The organism is Nocardia blacklockiae (genome assembly GCF_015477355.1).
Classification (GTDB): Bacteria; Actinomycetota; Actinomycetes; order Mycobacteriales; family Mycobacteriaceae; genus Nocardia; species Nocardia blacklockiae.
Map to the genome: position 1 here is coordinate 98,182 of NZ_JADLRJ010000016.1, position 19,326 is coordinate 117,507.

The 19,326-nt window shown below is 71.3% G+C and carries 13 protein-coding genes and 1 pseudogene; 6 read left to right on the forward strand and 8 right to left on the reverse strand.

Annotated features, from left to right (window positions below):
- Positions 1-4: 4 nt before the first annotated feature.
- The 4 genes from sigM to IU476_RS31930 all read right to left on the reverse strand — a co-directional run bounded on the left by sigM (position 5) and on the right by IU476_RS31930 (position 8,909).
- Positions 5-601: an RNA polymerase sigma factor SigM gene (gene sigM, locus IU476_RS31915; protein WP_195106035.1), complete on the reverse strand. Its 597-nt coding sequence runs from the start codon at positions 599-601 to the stop codon at positions 5-7.
- Positions 602-884: 283 nt separating this feature from the next.
- Positions 885-5,267 (reverse strand): murein biosynthesis integral membrane protein MurJ, encoded by a 4,383-nt coding sequence (locus IU476_RS31920; protein WP_324194481.1) that lies wholly within the window; start codon positions 5,265-5,267, stop codon positions 885-887.
- A 538-nt stretch (positions 5,268-5,805) separates the two neighbouring features.
- A complete protein-coding gene (locus tag IU476_RS31925; RefSeq protein WP_228824636.1) occupies positions 5,806-8,361 on the reverse strand; it encodes a DUF6049 family protein in 2,556 nt (851 codons plus the stop codon).
- Entirely contained in the window at positions 8,358-8,909 is a 552-nt protein-coding gene (locus tag IU476_RS31930) for an NUDIX hydrolase (protein WP_195106036.1), read from the reverse strand. Before IU476_RS31930 ends, IU476_RS31925 begins: the two co-directional genes overlap by 4 nt.
- 221 nt (positions 8,910-9,130) lie before the next feature.
- On the opposite strand from IU476_RS31930, the gene IU476_RS31935 reads away from it, so the two are divergent.
- On the forward strand, positions 9,131-10,579 hold the full coding sequence (locus tag IU476_RS31935; protein WP_195106037.1) for a CCA tRNA nucleotidyltransferase: 1,449 nt from the start codon (positions 9,131-9,133) through the stop codon (positions 10,577-10,579).
- A 6-nt stretch (positions 10,580-10,585) separates the two neighbouring features.
- On the opposite strand, the gene IU476_RS31940 is transcribed toward IU476_RS31935, so the two are convergent.
- A complete protein-coding gene (locus IU476_RS31940) occupies positions 10,586-11,404 on the reverse strand; it encodes a hypothetical protein (protein WP_195106038.1) in 819 nt (272 codons plus the stop codon).
- A gap of 138 nt (positions 11,405-11,542) precedes the next feature.
- Between IU476_RS31940 and IU476_RS31945 the strand changes: the two genes are divergently transcribed.
- From IU476_RS31945 to IU476_RS31960, 4 genes and pseudogenes are all read left to right on the forward strand, one after another.
- Positions 11,543-11,947 carry a TOBE domain-containing protein gene (locus IU476_RS31945; RefSeq protein ID WP_324194482.1) on the forward strand — a complete coding sequence of 135 codons (405 nt, stop codon included), beginning with the start codon at positions 11,543-11,545 and terminating at the stop codon, positions 11,945-11,947.
- A gap of 20 nt (positions 11,948-11,967) precedes the next feature.
- Entirely contained in the window at positions 11,968-12,711 is a 744-nt protein-coding gene (gene modA, locus IU476_RS31950; protein WP_324194483.1) for a molybdate ABC transporter substrate-binding protein, read from the forward strand.
- A gap of 74 nt (positions 12,712-12,785) precedes the next feature.
- A pseudogene (locus IU476_RS31955) lies at positions 12,786-13,595 on the forward strand (ABC transporter permease); the annotation flags it as partial.
- Between the two features lie 197 nt (positions 13,596-13,792).
- Positions 13,793-14,998 (forward strand): sulfate/molybdate ABC transporter ATP-binding protein, encoded by a 1,206-nt coding sequence (locus tag IU476_RS31960; protein ID WP_195106040.1) that lies wholly within the window; start codon positions 13,793-13,795, stop codon positions 14,996-14,998.
- A gap of 113 nt (positions 14,999-15,111) precedes the next feature.
- On the opposite strand, the gene IU476_RS31965 is transcribed toward IU476_RS31960, so the two are convergent.
- A complete protein-coding gene (locus IU476_RS31965) occupies positions 15,112-16,782 on the reverse strand; it encodes a glycoside hydrolase family 183 protein (protein ID WP_195106041.1) in 1,671 nt (556 codons plus the stop codon).
- 167 nt (positions 16,783-16,949) lie between these two features.
- On the opposite strand from IU476_RS31965, the gene IU476_RS31970 reads away from it, so the two are divergent.
- Positions 16,950-17,231: a hypothetical protein gene (locus IU476_RS31970; protein WP_195106042.1), complete on the forward strand. Its 282-nt coding sequence runs from the start codon at positions 16,950-16,952 to the stop codon at positions 17,229-17,231.
- Here IU476_RS31970 and IU476_RS31975 read toward each other — a convergent pair.
- Positions 17,221-18,594: an MFS transporter gene (locus IU476_RS31975; protein WP_438944092.1), complete on the reverse strand. Its 1,374-nt coding sequence runs from the start codon at positions 18,592-18,594 to the stop codon at positions 17,221-17,223. The two genes, IU476_RS31970 and IU476_RS31975, sit on opposite strands and share 11 nt — an antisense overlap.
- Complete coding sequence (locus tag IU476_RS31980; protein ID WP_195106043.1) at positions 18,591-19,067, reverse strand: NUDIX hydrolase; 477 nt, start codon at positions 19,065-19,067, stop codon at positions 18,591-18,593. Before IU476_RS31980 ends, IU476_RS31975 begins: the two co-directional genes overlap by 4 nt.
- Positions 19,068-19,326: the final 259 nt, after the last annotated feature.

Sequence of the window (19,326 nt, forward strand, 5' to 3'; positions counted from 1 at the left end):
CGCACTACATCCGGTTCCCCGGATCCTGCAGGAATTCCAACTCTTGCTGCAACCGCTTGCGACCACGGGAGCACCGGCTCTTGATGGTCCCCTCGGCTACGCCCAGCAACTGCGCGGCTTCCGCCACGGTATACCCTTCCATGTCGATCGCGACAAGGGCGGCGCGCTGATCGCTCGGCAATCGGAACAGCGCGGCGTCCACGACCATCGAGATCTCGCGATGCGCGATGTCGTCGCGTTCGGCGGCCGGCTCGGCGATCCCCTCCTCGGACAGCGAGACGCTGTATCGAGACTTGTTGCGGCGCATGCGGTCCAGGCAGGCGTTGACGACGATGCGGTGCAGCCAGCTGCGCACCTCCGCGTCGCCGCGGAAGCGGGCGGCATTGCGGTGCGCCGACAGCAGCGCGTCCTGCAGGCAGTCCGCGGCGTCCTCCGGGGTGCGGCAGGTGCGCAGCGCGAGCTGCCAGAGATGGTTGTAGTGGCGGCGGAACAGCACCCGGAAGGCGTCGCGGTCGCCGTCGACGTGCGCGGCGAGCAACTGGCGGTCGGTGGCCTCGTCGAGATCGAACGACCGGCGCCGGACGGCAGATGACTCGGACATCCCCCCGCTGGAGCGCTCGACCGCATCAAACGACAACACAAACCCCTAGGATCAGCGCTCACGATGTCCCGGTACCGCGCTCGGCGACACCGTGCGCGGGGCGCGCGATGTCGATGGTTCACTCGCGGGGCATCATCACAAATTCCGCGTCGTCCAGGACCGAAGCACCAGATCCCAGGAAGCTCCCCTGCTGAGAGCGCGGTGTGAATCATATCGGCTGTCTCAGATGAGCAGCAAGCTCAGATGAGCAGCGAACAGAGCCGGAATGCGACGCCCGAGGTCGTCAGGGCGCGGCGTCGAAGCGGAGGTCGGCGATCGAGGTCTGGAACTGGCCGCCGGAGTTGGCCAGGCTGGTGATCCAGATCAGGACATAGCGGGCCGGCTGGCCGGCACGCAGCGGAATCTCGGTGGCGCCGTCGGCCAGGGTGGCCTGGCCGATCAGCTGCGTCTGGTCGAGCGTGGGCGTGGCGGTCGGCGAGGTGCGTACCTCGACGACCGTGCCCGGACTGGGTGAATCGATGATCACCTTGCTCAGTTTGCTGGGGCTGCCGAGGGTGGCCACCACCCCCACGCCCTTCTTGAGCGCGGGGAACTGCTGGAAATACTGGTCGGTGTGCCAGACAGTGGTCGGGTTGCCGTCCAGGACCGAGGCGACGGCGGCCGGGCTGTCCGGCGTGCCCTCGGGCGAGAACACCGTCGCCGCCGTCGGGCGCACCGGGACGGCGCCGTCGGGCGACGCCGTCGCCTCCGGCGCACCCGAATTCGGGTTCACCGGAGCCACACTCGCGGTCGTCAGGCCCAGCTTGCGCTGCTCGTTGAGCGGCGCCTCGGCGTCGCCCGGCGCGAAGATGCTCAACAACCACCAGATGATCACCCCGACCACCAGCGCCGCGAGAACGCCGAGCCCGACGAGGATCCACATCATCCGCTGCGACCGCTCCTTCTCCGCGGCGAGCAGTTCCGGATCGGCCAGCGACTCGTCCGGCGCGCTCGTGGCGCGCTGACCCAGCCGCAGCACCGGGATGAAGTCGGTCTTCTGATCCACCACCGAGGCCTGCTCGAGCACGTGCTGCACGGTGGCCGCCGTGCGCACACCCTTGTTCGACTCCAGCGACCGCACCGCGACCGCCGAGATCTCGAACGGGGTCTCGGGCCGGATCTGCCGCGGCTCCACCGGGGTGCCGTCGGCACCGAAGTCGGCCAGGCGCAGCCCGCCGACCGAGGCCGCGGCCCCGCTGACGCCGCCGGTGCGGATCGGCCAGCGGGCGGTGATCAGCGCGTACAGCATCGCGCCGAGACCGCGCACGTCGGACTGGGCGTCGGCGTCGGACAACGTGCCCGGGAACGCCAGCACGGCGTCGCCGGAGGCGCTGATCCGGACCCGGTCGGGATGGTCGATCGACAGCGACCCGCCACCGCGGTGGGCGAGTTCGGCCGCGGCGGCCAGGGCGCGGATCGAGCGCGCGGCGCCGATCGGCGAGGGCCTGGTCTCGGCCATCTCGCGCAGCGACCGGCCCGGCGTCCACTCGGCCACCACGATGCCGCCCGAACTGCCGCGGACCACATCCAGCACGCGCGCCAAGCCCGGCGAATTGATCCGGCCCAGCCGCAGCGTGCGCGACAGGATCGCCTGCGGGCCGTCGTGGCCGGAGTTGTCGACGGCCTTCTGGTCGGCGTCGACGAAGGTCAGTGCGACCTCGCGATCCAGCTTCACATCCAGTGCCTGCCAGAACTTCAGGCCGCGCGCCCCGCCGTGGTCGGCCAGCAGGCGGTAGCGCCCGCCGGCGACCGAGGCTCCGGGCATCAGCTTGGGACCGCGCTGCGCCCGCCGCGACGGCGGCTCCACCCGCATCGGCGGCATCTCCGGCGAGCCGACCGGCAACATGCCCGTGTCGTAGGCGGAGTCGCGCGGCGGCAACGACTGTTCGTCGCCCGCCTCCGGTGCGCCCTGTGCTGCCGCGGCGTGCTCGGCGTCGCCGGGGTCCGCCGGGGTCTGCCCGGACACGACGTCGTCGGTGCGCACTGTGCCTGCCCCGTCGGCAGGGTCGGCGGCCGGGACGCCGCCCGCCGCGTCGTCGCTCACCCTCGTGCCTCCTTCGCCCTGGTGTGTCGAAGTTCGATAAGTCGGCGTCGCACCGGGGACGTCGCCGACTCGACCGACATCCGGCTCTGCACGGGTACCGGCGTCGCCGACCCCGCGGGTGCCGGAACCGGCGTTTGCGTTTCTCTGCCGAACAGGGTACGGGAACTCACTCCCGCCGGTGCGGTCAACGGCACCGGGGCGGATAACAGGTAGGACCATGGTCTGCTGGCTGTCCAGATACGGGTCGTACCGGTAGTAGTAGGGCGCGTCGAAGTCCGGCCGCGGCAGCACCATGGTGTCGTGCATGTCCGCGTCGGTGTCGTCGAGGCCGAGGTCCGGCGCGGGCGGCGTGATGCCCAGCCGCCGGGAGATCGCCACCGTGATCGCCACGATCTCGGGGATGCCGGCCAGGCGCATCAGACCGAAGGCCAGACCGAACATGACGATGCCGTCGACGGCGACCCGGAACAGCGCGCCGATGCCGTGATGCAGATTCGACAGCCCGATCACCTGGTCGACGATCAGCGCCACCGCGGCCCCGGCCACCGACGCCAGCACCACGCGGGTCACCGTGCGCCCGACGTTGGCCATGCGCAGATCGCCCAGGCTCTGGTGCAGCAGGTACCCGCCGATCACCGCGCCGACGGCGTAGCCGAGGCCGGTCGCCACGCCGAGCACGATCACGACCTGCTCGGCCGAGCTCGCGATCATCGGGGCCAGCGCGGAGAACAGCACCTTGACCGTCGTGATGCCCAGGACGATCCACGTCGGCGTCCACACCTGCTCGCGGGCGTAGAAGACGCGCAGGTGAATCAGCACCAGCGCGTAGGGAATCAGCGTGAACGCCGACCAGCTCACCGCCTGGCCGAGGCGTTCGGCGTCCTCGGCGAAGCGCGCGTACCCGAACAGCGCCTCGCCGACCTGCGGCCCGGCCATCGTCAGGAAGGTGACGACGGGGATCAGCGCGATCATGGTCAGGCGGGTCGCCACGGACAGGTCGTCCACGACGGCCGGGGTGTCGTCGGCGGCGGCGTTGCGGCTCAGCCGCGGCATGATCGCGGTCAGCAACGTGACGCCGAGGACGCCGTACGGCAGCTGCAGCAGCAGCCAGGCGTTCTGGTAGATCGTCGGCCCGGCCGCGTCGGCGTGCGAGGAGATGTTGTTGGCGATGATCATGCCGACCTGGCTGATCAGCACGTACAGGATGATCGCCGCGGCCATCGCGCCGAACTGCTTGAGCCGCGCGTCCAGTCCCCACAGCGGGCGCAGGTCGATGTTGTTGCGGCGGATCGCGGGCAGCAGGCTCGCCGCCTGCGTGATCACGCCGAGCGTCACGCCGGCGCCGAGCAGCAGCAGTTTCGGGTCGCTCATCCGCACCGGGTCGAGGGTGATCTCGCCCGGGGTGAGCGCGTAGAGCGCCAGCACCACCAGCACGACGATGTTGTTCATGACCGGTGCCCAGGCGCCGGGCTTGAACGCGCCGCGCGTGTTGAGCACCGCCGTGAGCAGGGCGGACAGCCCGTAGAACAGGATCGCGGGGAGCAGCAGATAGGTCAGCGCGGTGGTGAGCGTGGTGTTCACCTTGCCGTCCGACGAGACGAACACGTGCGTCGCGAGGATGGGCGCGGCCGCGACGGCGAGCACCGTCGCGATCATCAGGATGGTGGCCGCGGCCGTGACCAGGCGTCGGACGAAGGCCGCGCCGCCGTCGGGGTCCTCCTGCTCCGCGCGCACCAGGGTGGGCACCACGATCGCGGTGAGTACGGCGCCGAGCACCAGTTCGGCGATCATGTTCGGCATCAGGCTCGCCGAGGCGAAGGCACTGGCGATGGCCGGGCCGAGCACGGTCACCAGCAGCAGCTGTTTGCCGAAACCGGTGATGCGGCTGATCAGCGTCGCGATCGCGATGGAACCGGAATCGCGGACCAGGCGGCTGTTCGAGTTCTCCCGCGTCGCGACCGCCGCCTGCGGGGCGGTGCGCGGGTGGGCCGGGCGGGCCTCGCGGTCCGGCGGTGTGCCGCGCCGGGGCGGGCGGGCGTCGGACCGCGCGTCGGCGGGTAGGTCGCGGCGCGGGATCTTGTGCGTCGGCCCGTCCGGATCGATCGGTCCGCGGCCCGGCGGCACCGGCCGACCCTGCGGCGGCATACCGCGCCGCGCACCCGGCGGTCCGGGATGCGGCGCGCCGCCGGGACGAGCGTCGGGCGGCAACTGCCGCATCGGCCCACTCGGCGGCATCCGCCCGTTGGGAGCATTGGGCGGCAGCGGACGCCCGGGCCCGCCCGGCGGCATCCGTCGCGCCGCATCGTTCGGCGGCATGCGCCGTCCGTCAGGATCCGGTGCGGCCATGCGGCGTGCGTCGGGATCCGGTGCGGCCATGCGTCGTGCCTCGGGATCCGGTGCGGCCATCCTGCGTGCGTCGGGATCTGGTGCGGCCATCCTGCGTGCGTCGGGATCTGGTGCGGCCATGCGCCGGGCGTCAGGGTCTGGTGCGGCCATGCGCCGGGCGTCGGCGTCCAGCGGGGGCATGCGGCGCACGTCCGGGTCGTCCGGCGGCATGCGACGGCCGGGATCGACCGACGGCATCCGAGGTGCGTCGGGCTCGCCGGGCGGCATGCGGCGTGCGTCGAGGTCGTTCGGGGGTATCCGGCGCGGGATGTCGTTCGGGGGGACGGGGCGTGCGTCGGGGTCGTTCGGCGGGACCCGGCGGATCGAACCGCTGGGCGGCACTTGGGAATTCGGGCCCGGTGGGACGCGACGCACCGGACCGCTGGGTGGGGGCACGGGAGTGCCGCCCGGTGGTACCGGCGGGATCGGACCGCTCAGCGGGACCGGGCGGCGCGGCGGGTGCGGTGGGGCCGCGCGCCGGGGGTCACCGGGGGGACCGTCGATCGGCGGTGCCGGACGGGGTCGGTTGCGCTCCCAAGGTGCGGCGGGCGCGCGGCGCGGTGCGGGCTCCTCATCGTCGGGACCCGTGCGCCGGGGTCGGTCGTCATAGTCGCTCACCGCGCCTCCCCGGACGACCGGACAGTCCGCGGCCATGCGGTACGGGGGGTGGGCGTGGGTCGATCAAGGTGCGACGGGATGCCCCGTGCGGCGGTGCTCGTGTCCGAGCCGGCGTCGCTCATGGTCCCTCCTGTCGCTGCAGCACCCGCTTCCGCGCGCGCAGGTATCGGTTCAGCCTGCGCCGCTTCCCCGGGTCCAACCCCTCGTCGGCCGGATCCGGCTGCCCCCGGAAGCGCCGCCACAGTCGGCGACCGGCCAGCAGGAGCAGCAGCGCACCGGCACATGCGGTAATTATCGCCAACGCTTGACCGTATGCGTTGGACCGCACCGAGACCGACGTGGCGTTGCCGAGCGCGATCCCGTCCGGTGTGGTAATGGAGATCGGAATCACCAGATTACGGCTGTCGCTGACCTGAGTCGGGATTTGGAACGACCGCGTCCCCTCGGCGGGCAATTGCTGCTCGCCGATGTCGGTGATGTTCGTCTCGGCGGGCGCGCCGATCTCGAACCGGATCCGGATCGCGACGGGAAGTTCGTTGCGCGCCACCAGAAGCAGCGGACTCTGCTCGGACGCCAGCGTGTACACCCCGCCCGGCGGCAGCACCGTGACCGAGCGGAACAGGTTGTCCATCGTCCGCGTGACCTGGTCGACGCGGCGCTGCGCGGCGGTGTCCGCCTGTGTCCCGGCGCTCGTTCGATCCGACATGGTCAGCGACCGCACCAGATCGTTGCGCAGCGGCGTGACGAAGGTGCGCGGCGTCGGTTCCTGCTGCGGCACCTCGACCAGCGCACCGGTCAGGTCGGTGATCCGCCGCGCCTGCTCCTGAATCGGCGCGATGAACTGGTCGGGCACCGCGGCGGCCGCGGCCTCGGCCCGATAGTTCACGTCGAAGGGCCGCGGGTCCGGCGGCAGCGCCAGCACGTCCTGGAACGACCGCGGCGTGGCCAGGCCGCTGCGGAACAGCAGATCGAGCTGCCCGAGCAGGGCGGTCGCCTCGTCACGGCCCGCCCCCCACTGCTGCGGCGGCATGAAGAACACCGACCGCGGCCGCTCGGCCTGCGGATTCAGCGCCGACCACGACACCGCCCCGAGCGCGTCCTGCAACCGGGCCGCGCGCGAATCGTTCGTCACTTCGTAGCGGACGCCGTCGGGGGTGAACGGCGGCGTCGGCGGATTGGAGCCGACGGCAGCCAGCGCGGTGGCCGACCAGGTGTCGAAGGTCGCCACCCGCATGCCGGGCTCGGTCGGCGCGGTCGTCGTCGACGCCGGCGCGGTGATGCCGGGCAGCCGCACCATTTCCGGACTGGGCGTATCGGTCTCCCCCGTCACCGCCGCCGTGCTGCGGACCGTCGCGCCCTCCGCCCGCGACACCCCGGAACCCGTTGCGGTATCGAGGGAATCGGCCGGCGCCACGGCATTGTCGGCGAGCACCGAGGTCTGGTAGCCGTGCCCGGCGAGCAGCGTGGCGCCCTCCGCGTCGAGGCTGCCCGACGCCGGCAGTGCCACTCCGCGCACCGATTTCACCGACAGCAGCGAGTCCACGATGTCGGCCGGTGCGTCGATGGCGCGGGCGGTCAGCTCCGGATCGTGCACCGCGGCCAGCGCGCCGATGTCGACCTGCGCGAACGGCAGCGCCACGGTGCACATCGAGGGCGCCAGTGTGCGCAACCGGTCCAGCCAGGATTGGGCGGCCGTGGAACCGGCGCCGTCCCGGGTCGGGCCGTCGGGATCCGACGGGCTCGCCAGCACGCGATAGCCGTCGATCATGTCCGAAACCGTCAGCAGCAGATCGGGATCGATCGCCAGGCACACCGCGCTCGCCAGACCCGGCCCGGACCGCCCCGGCTCCCGCGCCGCATCGGGCCGCACCGTCGACTCCAGCGCGGACAGCAGCTGATCCAGGCGACCGCCCGGCGCCAGCTCGCCCGCCAGCTCGTCGTCGGTCAGCAGGTCCTTGCCGTCCACCGACCCCGGAATGCCGGCCACCCGGCGCGGCCGATCCGCCAGCGGCCACACCATCGTGGTCGCCACCGGCGCGTCGGTGTTCGGCGGAACCGCTTGCGCCCCCGCCTCTTTCGCATCGGTCGAGGTCGGCGGCAGGCCGACCACCGGCAGCAGGAAGCGGGCGTCGTCGAGCCGGGCCTGATTGCCGTAGGCCGGTTCGCCGTTGACGTTCAACAACAGCGGATACACCCCGGGCTCGGTGATCCCCAGCGACGACGAGACCGGGGCGCCGCCGCCGTGCACGCCGTCGCGCACCCCGATCCGCAGCGAGAACTGCTTGCGCTGCCCCGGCGTCAATTGCTCGGTGACATCCTGGAACGGCGCGACGACGTCGTAGTTGACCTGATCGAGCCGCAACGTCGACCGCAACCCGCTGGGCGTCGTGATGGCGCTCGCGCGCTGAATGCGCACACTCACGTCGTCGACCACCCGGTCGCCGATATTGGTCACCGTCCCCGACACCGTCAGCACCGAATCACTGCTCGTGGTCACCGTGTTCGGCGTCACCGAATCGAGCGTCAGCTTGAGAAATTTCGGCGCCGACGTGGACGAGCCGCTGCCCGCGGGCTGCGCCGCGGCCGGGCCGGCGAACGGTGCGGCGAGCACCGCCAGCGCCAGCGTGACGAGCATCGGCGCCCACCGGCGTCGATGGTGGTCCGCACGCGTCATTGTCTGCCGTTCTCCATCCGGTCGATCAGACGGTTCGCGACCTCCGCCAGCCGGCGCTCGTCGGCGTAGGCGAGCCGGGTGTCGAGCTCGCTCAACGGCACCCACGCCACCTTGGTGACCTCGACGTCGGCATCGGACAGCTCGCCGCCCACCGACCGCATCAGATAGTGATGCACGGTCTTGTGTACCCGGCGGCCCTCGGTGACGAACCAATAGTCGATACTGCCGAGCTCGGCGACGACCACCCCGTTGATCCCCGTCTCCTCCGCGACCTCACGCACGGCCGTCTGCTCGGCGGTCTCCCCCTCCTCGATATGCCCCTTCGGCAGCGACCACAGTAGCCGACCCCGCCGGTCGGTGCGCCCGATCAACGCCGCGCAGCGCTGCTCCCCCGGACCGTCCAAACCGTCGACGACCAAGCCGCCCGCCGACGTCTCACGCACCGTACGCATGCGCGGTTTGCCCCTGCGGGGGTCCGCCGCATTACCGGCCGAACCGCGGCGCCGGGGCTGGCGACGTCGACTGTTCGCGCGATCGGCCGGAGACACTGCGCCAGTCTAGCTGTGTTGAATTGCGCCGCCTTCGGCGTCGCGGGGTTTGCGGCGCTTTGAGGCTCGGTTTTCGACGGCCTCCGCTTGCTCCTTCGTCGCTTGCGCGGAGACCGCCGAAAACCGAGCCCGCGCCGCAAACCGTGCGGGGTTGCTTGTCGGTTTCGGGGGACCAACTAAGCTGCGTTTCCGTGGTTTCGCCGACTTCCGAGGATGCGTCTGTGTCTGATCCGAGTGAGGATCGTCGTACTCGTTTGCTGGCGGCGGCGGCGATCACCGTGGGGCGGTTGGCGGATGTGCTGACTCCGCTGGGTGCGCGGTTCGCGGCGCGGGGGCATCAGCTGTACCTGGTGGGGGGCAGTGTGCGGGATGCGGTGCTGGGGCGGCTGGGGACGGATCTGGATTTCACGACCGACGCGCGGCCTGAGACGGTGCTCGAGATCGTGCGGGGGTGGGCCGACAACATCTGGGACACCGGCGGTTTGGCGTTCGGGACGGTCAGCGCGGCGAAATCGGGCTGGCAGCTGGAGATCACGACGTTCCGCAGCGACAGCTACGACCGGGTTTCCCGCAATCCCGAGGTCACCTTCGGCGACACCCTCGACGGCGATCTGGTCCGGCGCGACTTCACCGTCAACGCCATGGCGGTGCGGATCGGCGCGACGGGCGAACTCGAGTTCGTCGACCCGCTGAACGGGATGGACGCGCTGCTGGCGGGCGTGCTGGATACCCCTGCGGCGCCGGAGGATTCGTTCAACGACGACCCGCTGCGGATGCTGCGCGCCGCGCGTTTCGTGTCGCAGTTGGGATTCGAGCTCGCGCCGCGGGTGCGCGCGGCGATCGCGGTAATGGCCGACGAGATCGAGCGCATCACCGCCGAACGGGTCCGCACCGAACTCGACAAGCTGATCGCCGGCGAACACCCGCTCGAGGGCATCGACGTGATGTGCGAGACCGGCCTGGCCGAACGGGTGCTGCCCGAGGTCCCGGCCATGCGGCTGGAGATCGACGAGCACCACCAGCACAAGGACGTCTACCAGCACTCGCTCACCGTGCTGCGCCAAGCGATCGACCAGGAGGATGGCGATCCGGACCTGGTGCTGCGCTGGGCCGCGCTGCTGCACGACATCGGCAAGCCCCCGACCAAGCGCAACGAGCCCGGCGGCGGGGTCAGCTTCCACCACCACGAGGTGGTCGGCGCCAAGATGGTGCGCAAACGGATGCGGGCGCTGAAGTACCCGAAGCAATTCACCGAGGACGTGGCTCGGCTCGTCTACCTGCACCTACGCTTCCACGGCTACGGCAAGGGCCAGTGGACGGATTCGGCGGTGCGCCGCTACGTCACCGATGCCGGTGAGCTGCTGCCGCGGCTGCACAAGCTGGTCCGCGCCGACTGCACCACCCGCAACAAGCGCCGCGCCGCGCAACTCCAGTCCACCTACGACGACCTGGAAGCCCGCATCGAGCAGCTGCAGCAGCAGGAGAACCTCGACCGCGTCCGGCCCGACCTGGACGGCAACGCGATCATGGAACTGCTCGGCCTGGAACCGGGCCCGCAGGTCGGCCGGGCGTGGCGGTACCTCAAGGAATTGCGCCTGGACCGCGGGCCGATGTCGCGCGACGAGGCCGAGGCGGCACTGCTGGAGTGGTGGCACGCCGGCGCGCCCTAGCTCTGCTCAGAAGATGACGAGCGTGGTGCCCGCGACGATCGCCGAGCGGATCTGCGCGAGATCGAACGACCCGGTGATCTCGGGCAGGTCGATGCGGAACCGCACCCGGTCGCCGTCGCGGTCGGCGCGCACGACGGTGATGTTCTTCGGCAGTTCGGTCAGCGGCAGTGGCGCGACCCGCACCCATCGCCGCGGCACCCGCACCCCGAACCAGCTCGCCCGGTGCACCGCGACGCGGACCAGGTTCTCCGCGACCGACGCGTCCACCACCGCCCGGAGGCCCCGCCGCCGGTGCCGGGCCGTGATCAGGCCGGTGCGCGGATCCACCCCGAGTTCCCAGTCCAGCTGCCAGTCGTTGAGCCACGCGACCAGCGCCGCGGTGGTGACCGTGCCGGTGACGTCGAGATTCGTGGTGCGCACCTTGGTCGGCACGCCCGGAATCAACCGGACGCCGTGCGCGACCACGGTCATCTCCTCGATCGGGTGGCCGTTCCAGGAAAGCTCGGCCAGCTCCGTCTTGCTCTGGAAGTGCGCGCCGCGGCGGCGCACCTTCAGCACCCGCAGCGTCGCCGTCAGCTCGTGCCCGAGCAGGGTGGCATTGACCTCCCGGCCACCGAACTGACTCAGAATCCCCTCGCTGAGCAGGGTCAGCAGCGCGTCGGGCAGCAGCGCGGTGACGGTGCCGGCACTCAGGTCGGCGACCGGATCCAGCCAGGCGCTGGTGAACGCCGCCCACTGGTCCAGCAGACCCGGGTCGAGCAGGCGCCGACCGACGTCGACGGCGCGCAGCGGCGACCAGGTCTTGGGATCGAAGTAGGTGGCCATGATTGCTTCGAGAGTACTGGCCGCGGGTGACAGCACACGCCCGTCGTCGGTGACTTCTCCATAAACACTGGGTCGCACAGCCGCATCCTCGGAGGATCCGCCGTTGTTGCGCCGATTTTTCGGACCTATGCTGCTGGCGTGGCCAGCTTGCGAATCCGTGACGCCGCCGAACTGCTCGGCGTCAGCGACGACACCGTGCGCCGGTGGATCGATACCGGCGCCCTCGCCGCGCACAAGGACGGGTCGGGGCGGCTGGCGATCGAGGGCCGCGACCTGGCGGTGCTCGCGGCCGAGCACGCGCGGACGCCGCGGACGCGGCTGGGCAGTGCCAGTTCGGCACGCAATCGGTTACCCGGACTGGTCACCCGCGTGGTGGCCGACGGGGTGATGGCACAGGTGGAGATGCAATGCGGGCCGTTCACGGTGGTATCGCTGATGAGCAGCGAGTCGGTGCGGGAACTCGGGCTGGAGCCGGGCAGCGTGGCGGTGGCGAGCGTGAAGGCGACCACGGTCGTCGTCGAGACGCCCGCCGCGCGCGGCTGAGGCGGGGCCGCCGGATCGGCGTGGCGGCTGCGGCCGCGGCGCTCACGGTGGCGCTCGCCGGCTGCGGTGCCGCCGACTCCGGCTCCGGCACGACCACGGTGACCGTGTTCGCGGCCGCCTCGCTGAACAAGGTCTTCGGCGAACTCGGCGCCGAATTCGAGGCGGCGCACCCGAATACGAAGGTGGCCTTCTCCTTCGCCGGTTCATCGGATCTGGCCGCGCAGCTGAACCAGGGCGCGCCCGCCGACGTGTTCGCCTCCGCCGATACCGCCAATATGGACAAGGCGGTGCAAGGTGGGCGGATCACCGAGCAGCCGCGCCTGTTCGCCACCAACGTGCTCACCATCGTCACGCCGCCGGGCAATCCGAAACACGTTGCGTCGCTGGCGGACCTGACCCGACCGGGGTTGCGCCTGGTGGTGTGCGCGCCGCAGGTGCCCTGTGGTTCGGCCACCCGAAAGGTGACCACCGCCGCGAAGGTGTCGATCGCCCCCGTCAGCGAGGAATCCGCGGTGACCGATGTACTCGCCAAGGTGACCTCCGGCGAGGCCGACGCCGGATTGGTCTACGTCACCGACGCCGCCGGAGCGAGCGACAAGGTAGCCCAGGTGCCCTTCCCGGAGTCCGCGAGCGCGATCAACTCCTACCCCATTGCGACCGTAGCGGATTCGAAGCACGCGGAACTCGCCCACCAATTCGAGGAACTCGTCACCGGACCACAGGGCCACACCGCGCTCTCGAACGCCGGTTTCGGAGCACCGTGAGAACCGCCGGGATCCCGCGTGCCGACGGCCGCTGCCCGAGCGTAGTGCGGCCGGTGGGGCGTGCTGTGCGGGCGGTGGTGCGCGGGCCTGGGCTGGCGGTGCCGGGGTGGTTGCTGATTCCCGCGCTGTTCGGGTTTGCGTTCGTGGCTGTGCCGCTGGTGGGGCTGGCGGGTGCGGTGGACTGGTCGGGTTTCTTCGAGTTGGTGTCCTCCCCCGCGTCGCGGGACGCGTTGTCGCTGAGCTTGCGGACGGCGCTGGCCAGTACCGCGTTGTGTGTGGTGCTGGGGGTGCCGATGGCGGTGGTGCTCGCCCGGGTGCGGTGGCGGGTGCTGCCGGTGCTGCGGGCGATGGTGTTGCTGCCCTTGGTATTACCGCCGGTCGTGGGCGGGCTCGCGCTGTTGTATCTGTTCGGGCGCAACGGCCTGCTCGGCGGGTGGTTGGAGGCGGCCGGGGTGCGGATCGCGTTCAGCACCACGGCCGTCGTGCTGGCGCAGGCCTTCGTCGCCCTGCCGTTCCTGGTGATCACGCTGGAGGGCGCGATGCGCACGGCCGGGGATCGCTACGAGCGGATCGCCGCCACCCTCGGCGCCGCGCCCGCGACCGTCTGGTGGCGAATCACCCTGCCCCTGCTGCGTCCCGCGCTCATCTCGGGCGCGGTCCTCGCCTTCGCCCGCGCCCTCGGCGAATTCGGCGCCACCCTCACCTTCGCGGGCAGCCTGCAAGGCCGCACCCGCACCCTGCCACTGGAAATCTATCTCCAACGCGAGGCCGACCCCGATGCCGCCGTTGCCCTTTCGCTGCTCCTGGTATTGGTCGCGGTCCTGATCGTGCTGGTCGCCTACCGCCGGGTCGGCGTCGCCGAGAGCCGGGAGTGGGCGGGCGGCCTCTGGCGCTGGGGCGGCCCCGGGCAGGGCAGCAAGGAAGTCGGTAACCGAGCTGATTCCGGGGAGGGCGACAAGGAAATCGGCAACCGAGCTGGTTCCGGGCAGGGCGGCGAGGAAGTCGGCGACCGAGGCGGTTCCGGGCGGGAGCGGTAATGAAGGCGAGGAAGGGCCAGTGCGGTTCCGGGTGGGGAGCGGCGATGACGGCGCGGACTGTGGATGTGGCGCGAAGCAGTGCGGGGCTCGAGGTGTCGGTCCGAGTTGCCGGGCGGGGGCTGGATGTCGAATTGTGCGTTGCGCCAGGGGAAGTGCTGGCGGTGCTGGGGCCGAACGGGGCGGGGAAGTCGACCGTGTTGGATGTGGTGGCCGGGTTGGTGGTGCCCGACGACGGGTTCGTGCGACTGGGCGGGCAGGTGTTGACCGATGTCGAGGCGGGGGTGGTCGTGCCGCCGCATCGGCGTGGGATCTCGCTGCTCGCACAGGATCCCCTGCTGTTTCCGCACTTGACGGCCGCGGCGAACGTGGCGTTCGGGCCGCGCAGCCGAAACGGGCGGACGCGGGCGGCGGCCGTGGCGAGCGAATGGTTGCGCGCGGTCGACGCGGCGGGCCTGGCCGACCGGCGGCCGGGCGAGCTGTCCGGCGGGCAGGCGCAGCGGGTGGCGCTGGCACGGGCGCTGGCCGTCGAGCCCCGCGTGCTGCTGCTCGACGAACCGATGGCCGCCCTCGACGTGACGGCCGCACCGGCCATGCGCACGCTCCTGCGGCGGGTGCTGCGCGAACAGCGGAATACCCCGTCCCCCAGCACGATTCTCGTCACCCACGACCTCGTCGACGCGCTGACCCTCGCCGACCGGGTGGTCGTGCTGGAAGCGGGCCGGGTCGTCGAACAAGGCCCGGTGGCGGACGTCCTCTCGCGTCCCCGCAGCGCCTTCGCCGCCCGCATCGCCGGAGCGAACCTACTGCTCGGCACCGCGGTCGAGGCCGACAGTTCCGCGGCTCCCCATGGCGAACCGGACCACGCGGCCTCGGAACACGCTGGCCCCGTGCTTGTTTCGACCGACCACCCGCCCACGCAGGCGGTGCGCTGCGGCACCGACCTCGTGCACGGCCGCGGTACCGACGACTGGCATCCCGGTCTCCCGGCCGCCGCCGTCTTCTCACCTTCCGCCGTGGCGGTATACCGCGACCCACCGATCGGCAGCCCGCGCAACGTCTTCCGAGCACGCATCGCCGAACTCACCGACCGCGGCGGCATCATCCGGGTCCAGGCCGAGGAACGCACGGACGGCAGCCCCGGACTGTCCGCCGACCTGACCCCGGCCGCCGCCGCGGAACTGGGCTTGGCCCCCGGCCTCGAGGTGTACTTCGCGATAAAGGCGACAGAGGTCCGCGTCTACGCGCGCTGACGGGCGCATTCACGTCAGCGTCGCGTCTGTGCCCGCGTGGTGTAGCCGCGGGTGCTCGCGGCAGGGTGAGCGACAGCTCAACACGGACACCCGGACGCCGAAACCGCGGTCGCTCAGTGTGGTTCGTCCAGCGTCGTGTGCATGAGGTACACGTTGTAGCTGTCCCATGCCGAGATCGTGTAGTACAGGTCCTTCCCCGACGACCAGGGATGGATGAAGCCGCCGTATGCCTTCGGATAGTCCGCGGTGCTCACCAGCGGGATCCCGTCGGTCCAGGCGCCCTGCGGTTCGGCCGCGGTGCGCAGCACGATCGAGCCGCGCGCCGGATCCAGGTACACCATCTGCCACTGGCCGCTGGACTCGTCGTAGCGCACCGAGATCTCGCCCGCGATGCCGGGCAGCAGCGGGGTGGCGTTGTTCTCGGCGGCCGGCGCCCAGGTGCCGTCCACCCAGTACTGGTACGCCGACTTGTTGAGCACCTCGTCGCGGCGCACCCGGGCCAGGCCGATGACGCCGATGCGGCCGTTCGGCGTGCCGAACATGTACACGTAGTCGCCGTGCGGAACCATGGTGGTGACCTGGAAGCGGTTCAGGCCGAACATGTTGTCCCACTTGGCGTACTGGTCCTTGACCCAGGTGCGGCCGTTGTCGTCGGAGTAGGCCAGCCCGCCGTTGTTGGTCCACCACATGCCGGGAATGCGGTCCCAGTGGTTCACCGACATGTAGCTCATGTACTGGCGGCCGCCGAGCGCGAAACCGGAGGTAGGGATGACCGTGGTCTCGTAGTTCTTGATCTTGCGGCTGTCCAGCAGTTCGGCGGCGTGACAGCGACTGTCCTGCACCATGTTGTCGATGACCAGGCCCTTGGACAGGTCGCGTTCGGTGCTGTAACCCATGACGTTGCTGCGCCAGTCGGCGCCCGCGCCGCCGGCGCCGCCCGGCGTCCAGCCCTTGCCGAAGGTGTCGCCGAACAGCACCGCGACCTCGCCCGGCTTGGTCTCCCACATGATGCCCAGGTCGGTGCCGTCGACCTGCCAGCGCATATCGGTGCGGTTGTTCGAGCCGTGCCCGGTCACCTGGTTCACCAGCCGCGTCGACTCGACCTGCCGCGGCGCCACCGGTGCGGCGATCGGACCCGGCTCGGCCGGATGCACCACCGGCGGCGGCGGGGTCTGCGGCGCGGGCGGTTCGCCGCCGGGCACCGGGACCGGAATCGGTTCGGGCTCCGGCTTGATCTGAATCCGGGGCAGGTTGAACGGCCCGCCTTTGGATCCCGACCCCGACTCGGACCCCGAGCCCGAACCCGATTCCGAAGAACCCGAACCCGATCCACCGGATCCGGACGGCGGCGGAGGCGGCGGAGCGGGCGAGGGCTCCGGCTCGAGTTCCGGCGCGGTCTCCGGCTTGGAGTGGTTCGGCTCCGGCGGCACCTCGGTCGGTTCGGGTTTCGGTGTGTCGCGGATGTCGGGGCACGGGTTGCCGCACGGGTCCGGCGGCAGCGGCGCCGGATCGATGCGGGTGTTGTCCGGCTGCGGACCCGGCACCGGAACGGGCACGAACTCCGGTACCGGCACGGGGATATCGATGCTCGGCGGTAGCGGCGGCAGCAGGGGAGGCGGCGGGGCGTTCGGGTCGGGTTCGCGCGCCAGCGGATCGAAACCCGTTTCCTTACAGGCGTTCACCGGCGGGGGCGCCCACGGCGCCGGCGCGGCCGCGGCGGGCGCCGCGAGCCCGGCCGTGGCGAGCAGGACACCGAAAAGCGCAGGCGCAGTGCCTTTTCCCATGCAGTATCAGTTCTCCTAGGTACCGGCCGCGCTGCGGTGACATCGCACAATCGGCCGCCGTCGTCACTGGGGCCGAGCACAGCCCGTCCAATTTAACCGACCGAATTGCCCGTACGCAGTACGGCACGGCGGGGAACCGCCGGCGATTTCTATGCGTCGGAATTGTCATGGCCGACATCGAGTACGTCTTCGGCACCGGCGACGGCGTGCGTCACGTCTGGTCGTCCCCGGCGGACCTGGCGCTGTCCGGAACAGGTCTCTACGACGGGGTCGCCCTCGATTTCGACGGCGACGGCCTGGCCGACGACGCGCTGTGGGACAGCGACTTCGACGGCATCGCCGATATCGCGGCCCTCGACCTCGACGACGACGGCGTCCTGGACACCTTCTGCACCGATCCGGCGGGCCTGGGCGTCTGGGACGAACAGGTCCGGCCGATCATCGAATGAGCGTGCGCCGCCGCGAGTTCGCCGCGACGGCGGCGATGCCCAGCCCGTAGAGCGCCGCACCGGCGAGCACCACGCCCGTCGACCGCCCGTCGTCGGGGATCACCAGTGCGGTCACCGCGATCGCGAGCACGAAGGTGATGTTGAAAACGGTGTCCTGCAACGCGAAGACCTGCCCGCGCCGGGCGTCGTCGATATCGATCTGCAGGGTGGCGTCGCCGGTCAGCTTGATGGTCTGCCCGGCGAGTCCGAGCAGGAACGCACCGACCAGCAGCAGGTGGTGGGCGCGCGACTCGGCCGCGCCGGTGGCGACGGTGATGGGCGTGACCAGCGCTACTTGCACGAGGACGGCCGTGGCCAGCCCCGCCGCCACCGTGCGCGGCCGGCCCAGCCGGGGAATCAGCAGCGGCGCGACGACGGCGGCGACCAGCATCCCGGACGCCGCCGCGGCGATGGCCACCCCGAACCCGACCAGGCCGCTGCTCAGCGACACGCCCGCGGCGGGCGCGCGCCGCAGCACCAGCACCATCAGCAAGGTGTTGGCGCCGAACACGATCCGATGGGTGCCGATGCCGATCATCGCGGTGGTGCATTCGCGCGACTCCCAGACCGCCCGCGCGCCGGTGCGCAGTCCGGTCGCCACGGCCCGCAGCGAACTGCGCGGCGCGCCCTCGCCGCGATCCGGGCCGAGCAGCCGCCGCCGGAAACCGAGCGCCGCCAGCGCGCCCACCACCGAACCCGCGGCGCTCACCGCCACCGCCACCGCGGAGCCGAAGTCGCCGGTGCCGATCGCCCCGATGAGCGCGACGCCGGCCGCGGCGCCCGCGCCCGCACACCCCGAGGCCGCCGTCGCCAGCACCGAATTCATCGGGACCAGCCACTGCTGCGCCAGCACCCGCGGCAACGCCGCACTCACCCCCGCCAGCATGAACCGGCTGACCCCGATCACCGCCAGGGCGAGCAGCAGCAGCGGGGTGTCGGCGATCCCGGCCAGCAGCCCGGCCGCGGTCGCCAGGATCAGGACGCCCCGCAGCACGTTGGCCACCAGCAGGACCAGCCGCCGATCCCAGCGGTCCAGCAGCGCGCCGGCATAGGGACCGACCACCGAATACGGCAGCAGCAGCACGGTGAATCCGCCCGCGATGGCCAGCGGATCGGTGGCCCGTTCCGGATTGAACAGGATCGCGCCCGACAGCGCGGCCTGGAACATGCCGTCGCCGAACTGCCCGGCGAAACGCACCAGCGCCAGCCGCAGCATGCCGGGGCTGCGGGTCATCGCGCGCAGCGCGGTGCGCAGGACGTCGCGCCGAGGCGCGGCGCCCGGGGCGGGCGAGCCCTCCGAGCCGGAGGCGAGGCGTTCGGTCATCCGCGGTGTCCGCTGTTCGCGGTCACCAGGAGACGAATGATCTCGCGCATGTCCGGTGCCATCGGCAGACCCGCCAGCGACTGCGCGTCGATCCAGCGGAATTCGTCGTGCTCGCCGGGCGCGAGCGCCACCTCGCCGGGCTCGGCCTCCACCACGAAGCTGTACTTGCGCACCCGCGCCTTGGTGCGGGTCGCGTAGTCGAAGCCGCCGACCACGTCGACGATCCCGCGCAAGCGCAGTCCGGTCTCCTCGTGCAACTCGCGCGTGACACAGTCGGCGAAGGACTCGCCGGGTTCCACGCCGCCGCCGGGCAGTTCGTACATCCCGCCCTGCCAGTCGTCGGCGACACGCCGTACTACCAGCAGCTTTCCGTCGCGGAAGAGCGCCACGCCGACCACGAAGTGGTCGATGCCCGCCGCGCGGGCCTGCTCCCGGAGGGTGCGCTCGATGCCCGCGAACACCTCGGGTCGCATGGGCGCTTCACCTCCGGTTCCGGTTGCGGCACACCATGATACGGGTGGTCGCGCGCGCCGGCCGCGCCGCGGTGCACAGTCACGGGCGACGAAGCCGCGCGCCGCGTATTTGCCGCCGGGGGCGCGCCGGTCCGAAGCTTACCGTGGTCGGCCCGGTGCTCGCCGAGCCCGGCGGGCGCACGGCCGCACGCTAGAATTTACTGGGAATTCAGGGCCTGGTTCGTGATGTGCTCCTACCCTGAAAGGTGAGAGGTGCTCG

Excerpts from the sequence above, each read along its gene's own strand:
- sigM (WP_195106035.1), bottom strand. The coding sequence starts at position 601 with ATGTCCGAGTCATCTGCCGTCCGGCGCCGGTCGTTCGATCTCGACGAG.
- IU476_RS31920 (WP_324194481.1), bottom strand. The coding sequence starts at position 5,267 with ATGCCGTCGGTCGATCCCGGCCGTCGCATGCCGCCGGACGACCCGGAC.
- IU476_RS31925 (WP_228824636.1), bottom strand. The coding sequence starts at position 8,361 with ATGACGCGTGCGGACCACCATCGACGCCGGTGGGCGCCGATGCTCGTC.
- IU476_RS31940 (WP_195106038.1), bottom strand. The coding sequence starts at position 11,404 with ATGGCCACCTACTTCGATCCCAAGACCTGGTCGCCGCTGCGCGCCGTC.
- IU476_RS31960 (WP_195106040.1), top strand. The coding sequence starts at position 13,793 with ATGACGGCGCGGACTGTGGATGTGGCGCGAAGCAGTGCGGGGCTCGAG.
- IU476_RS31965 (WP_195106041.1), bottom strand. The coding sequence starts at position 16,782 with ATGGGAAAAGGCACTGCGCCTGCGCTTTTCGGTGTCCTGCTCGCCACG.
- IU476_RS31970 (WP_195106042.1), top strand. The coding sequence starts at position 16,950 with ATGGCCGACATCGAGTACGTCTTCGGCACCGGCGACGGCGTGCGTCAC.
- IU476_RS31975 (WP_438944092.1), bottom strand. The coding sequence starts at position 18,594 with ATGACCGAACGCCTCGCCTCCGGCTCGGAGGGCTCGCCCGCCCCGGGC.
- IU476_RS31980 (WP_195106043.1), bottom strand. The coding sequence starts at position 19,067 with ATGCGACCCGAGGTGTTCGCGGGCATCGAGCGCACCCTCCGGGAGCAG.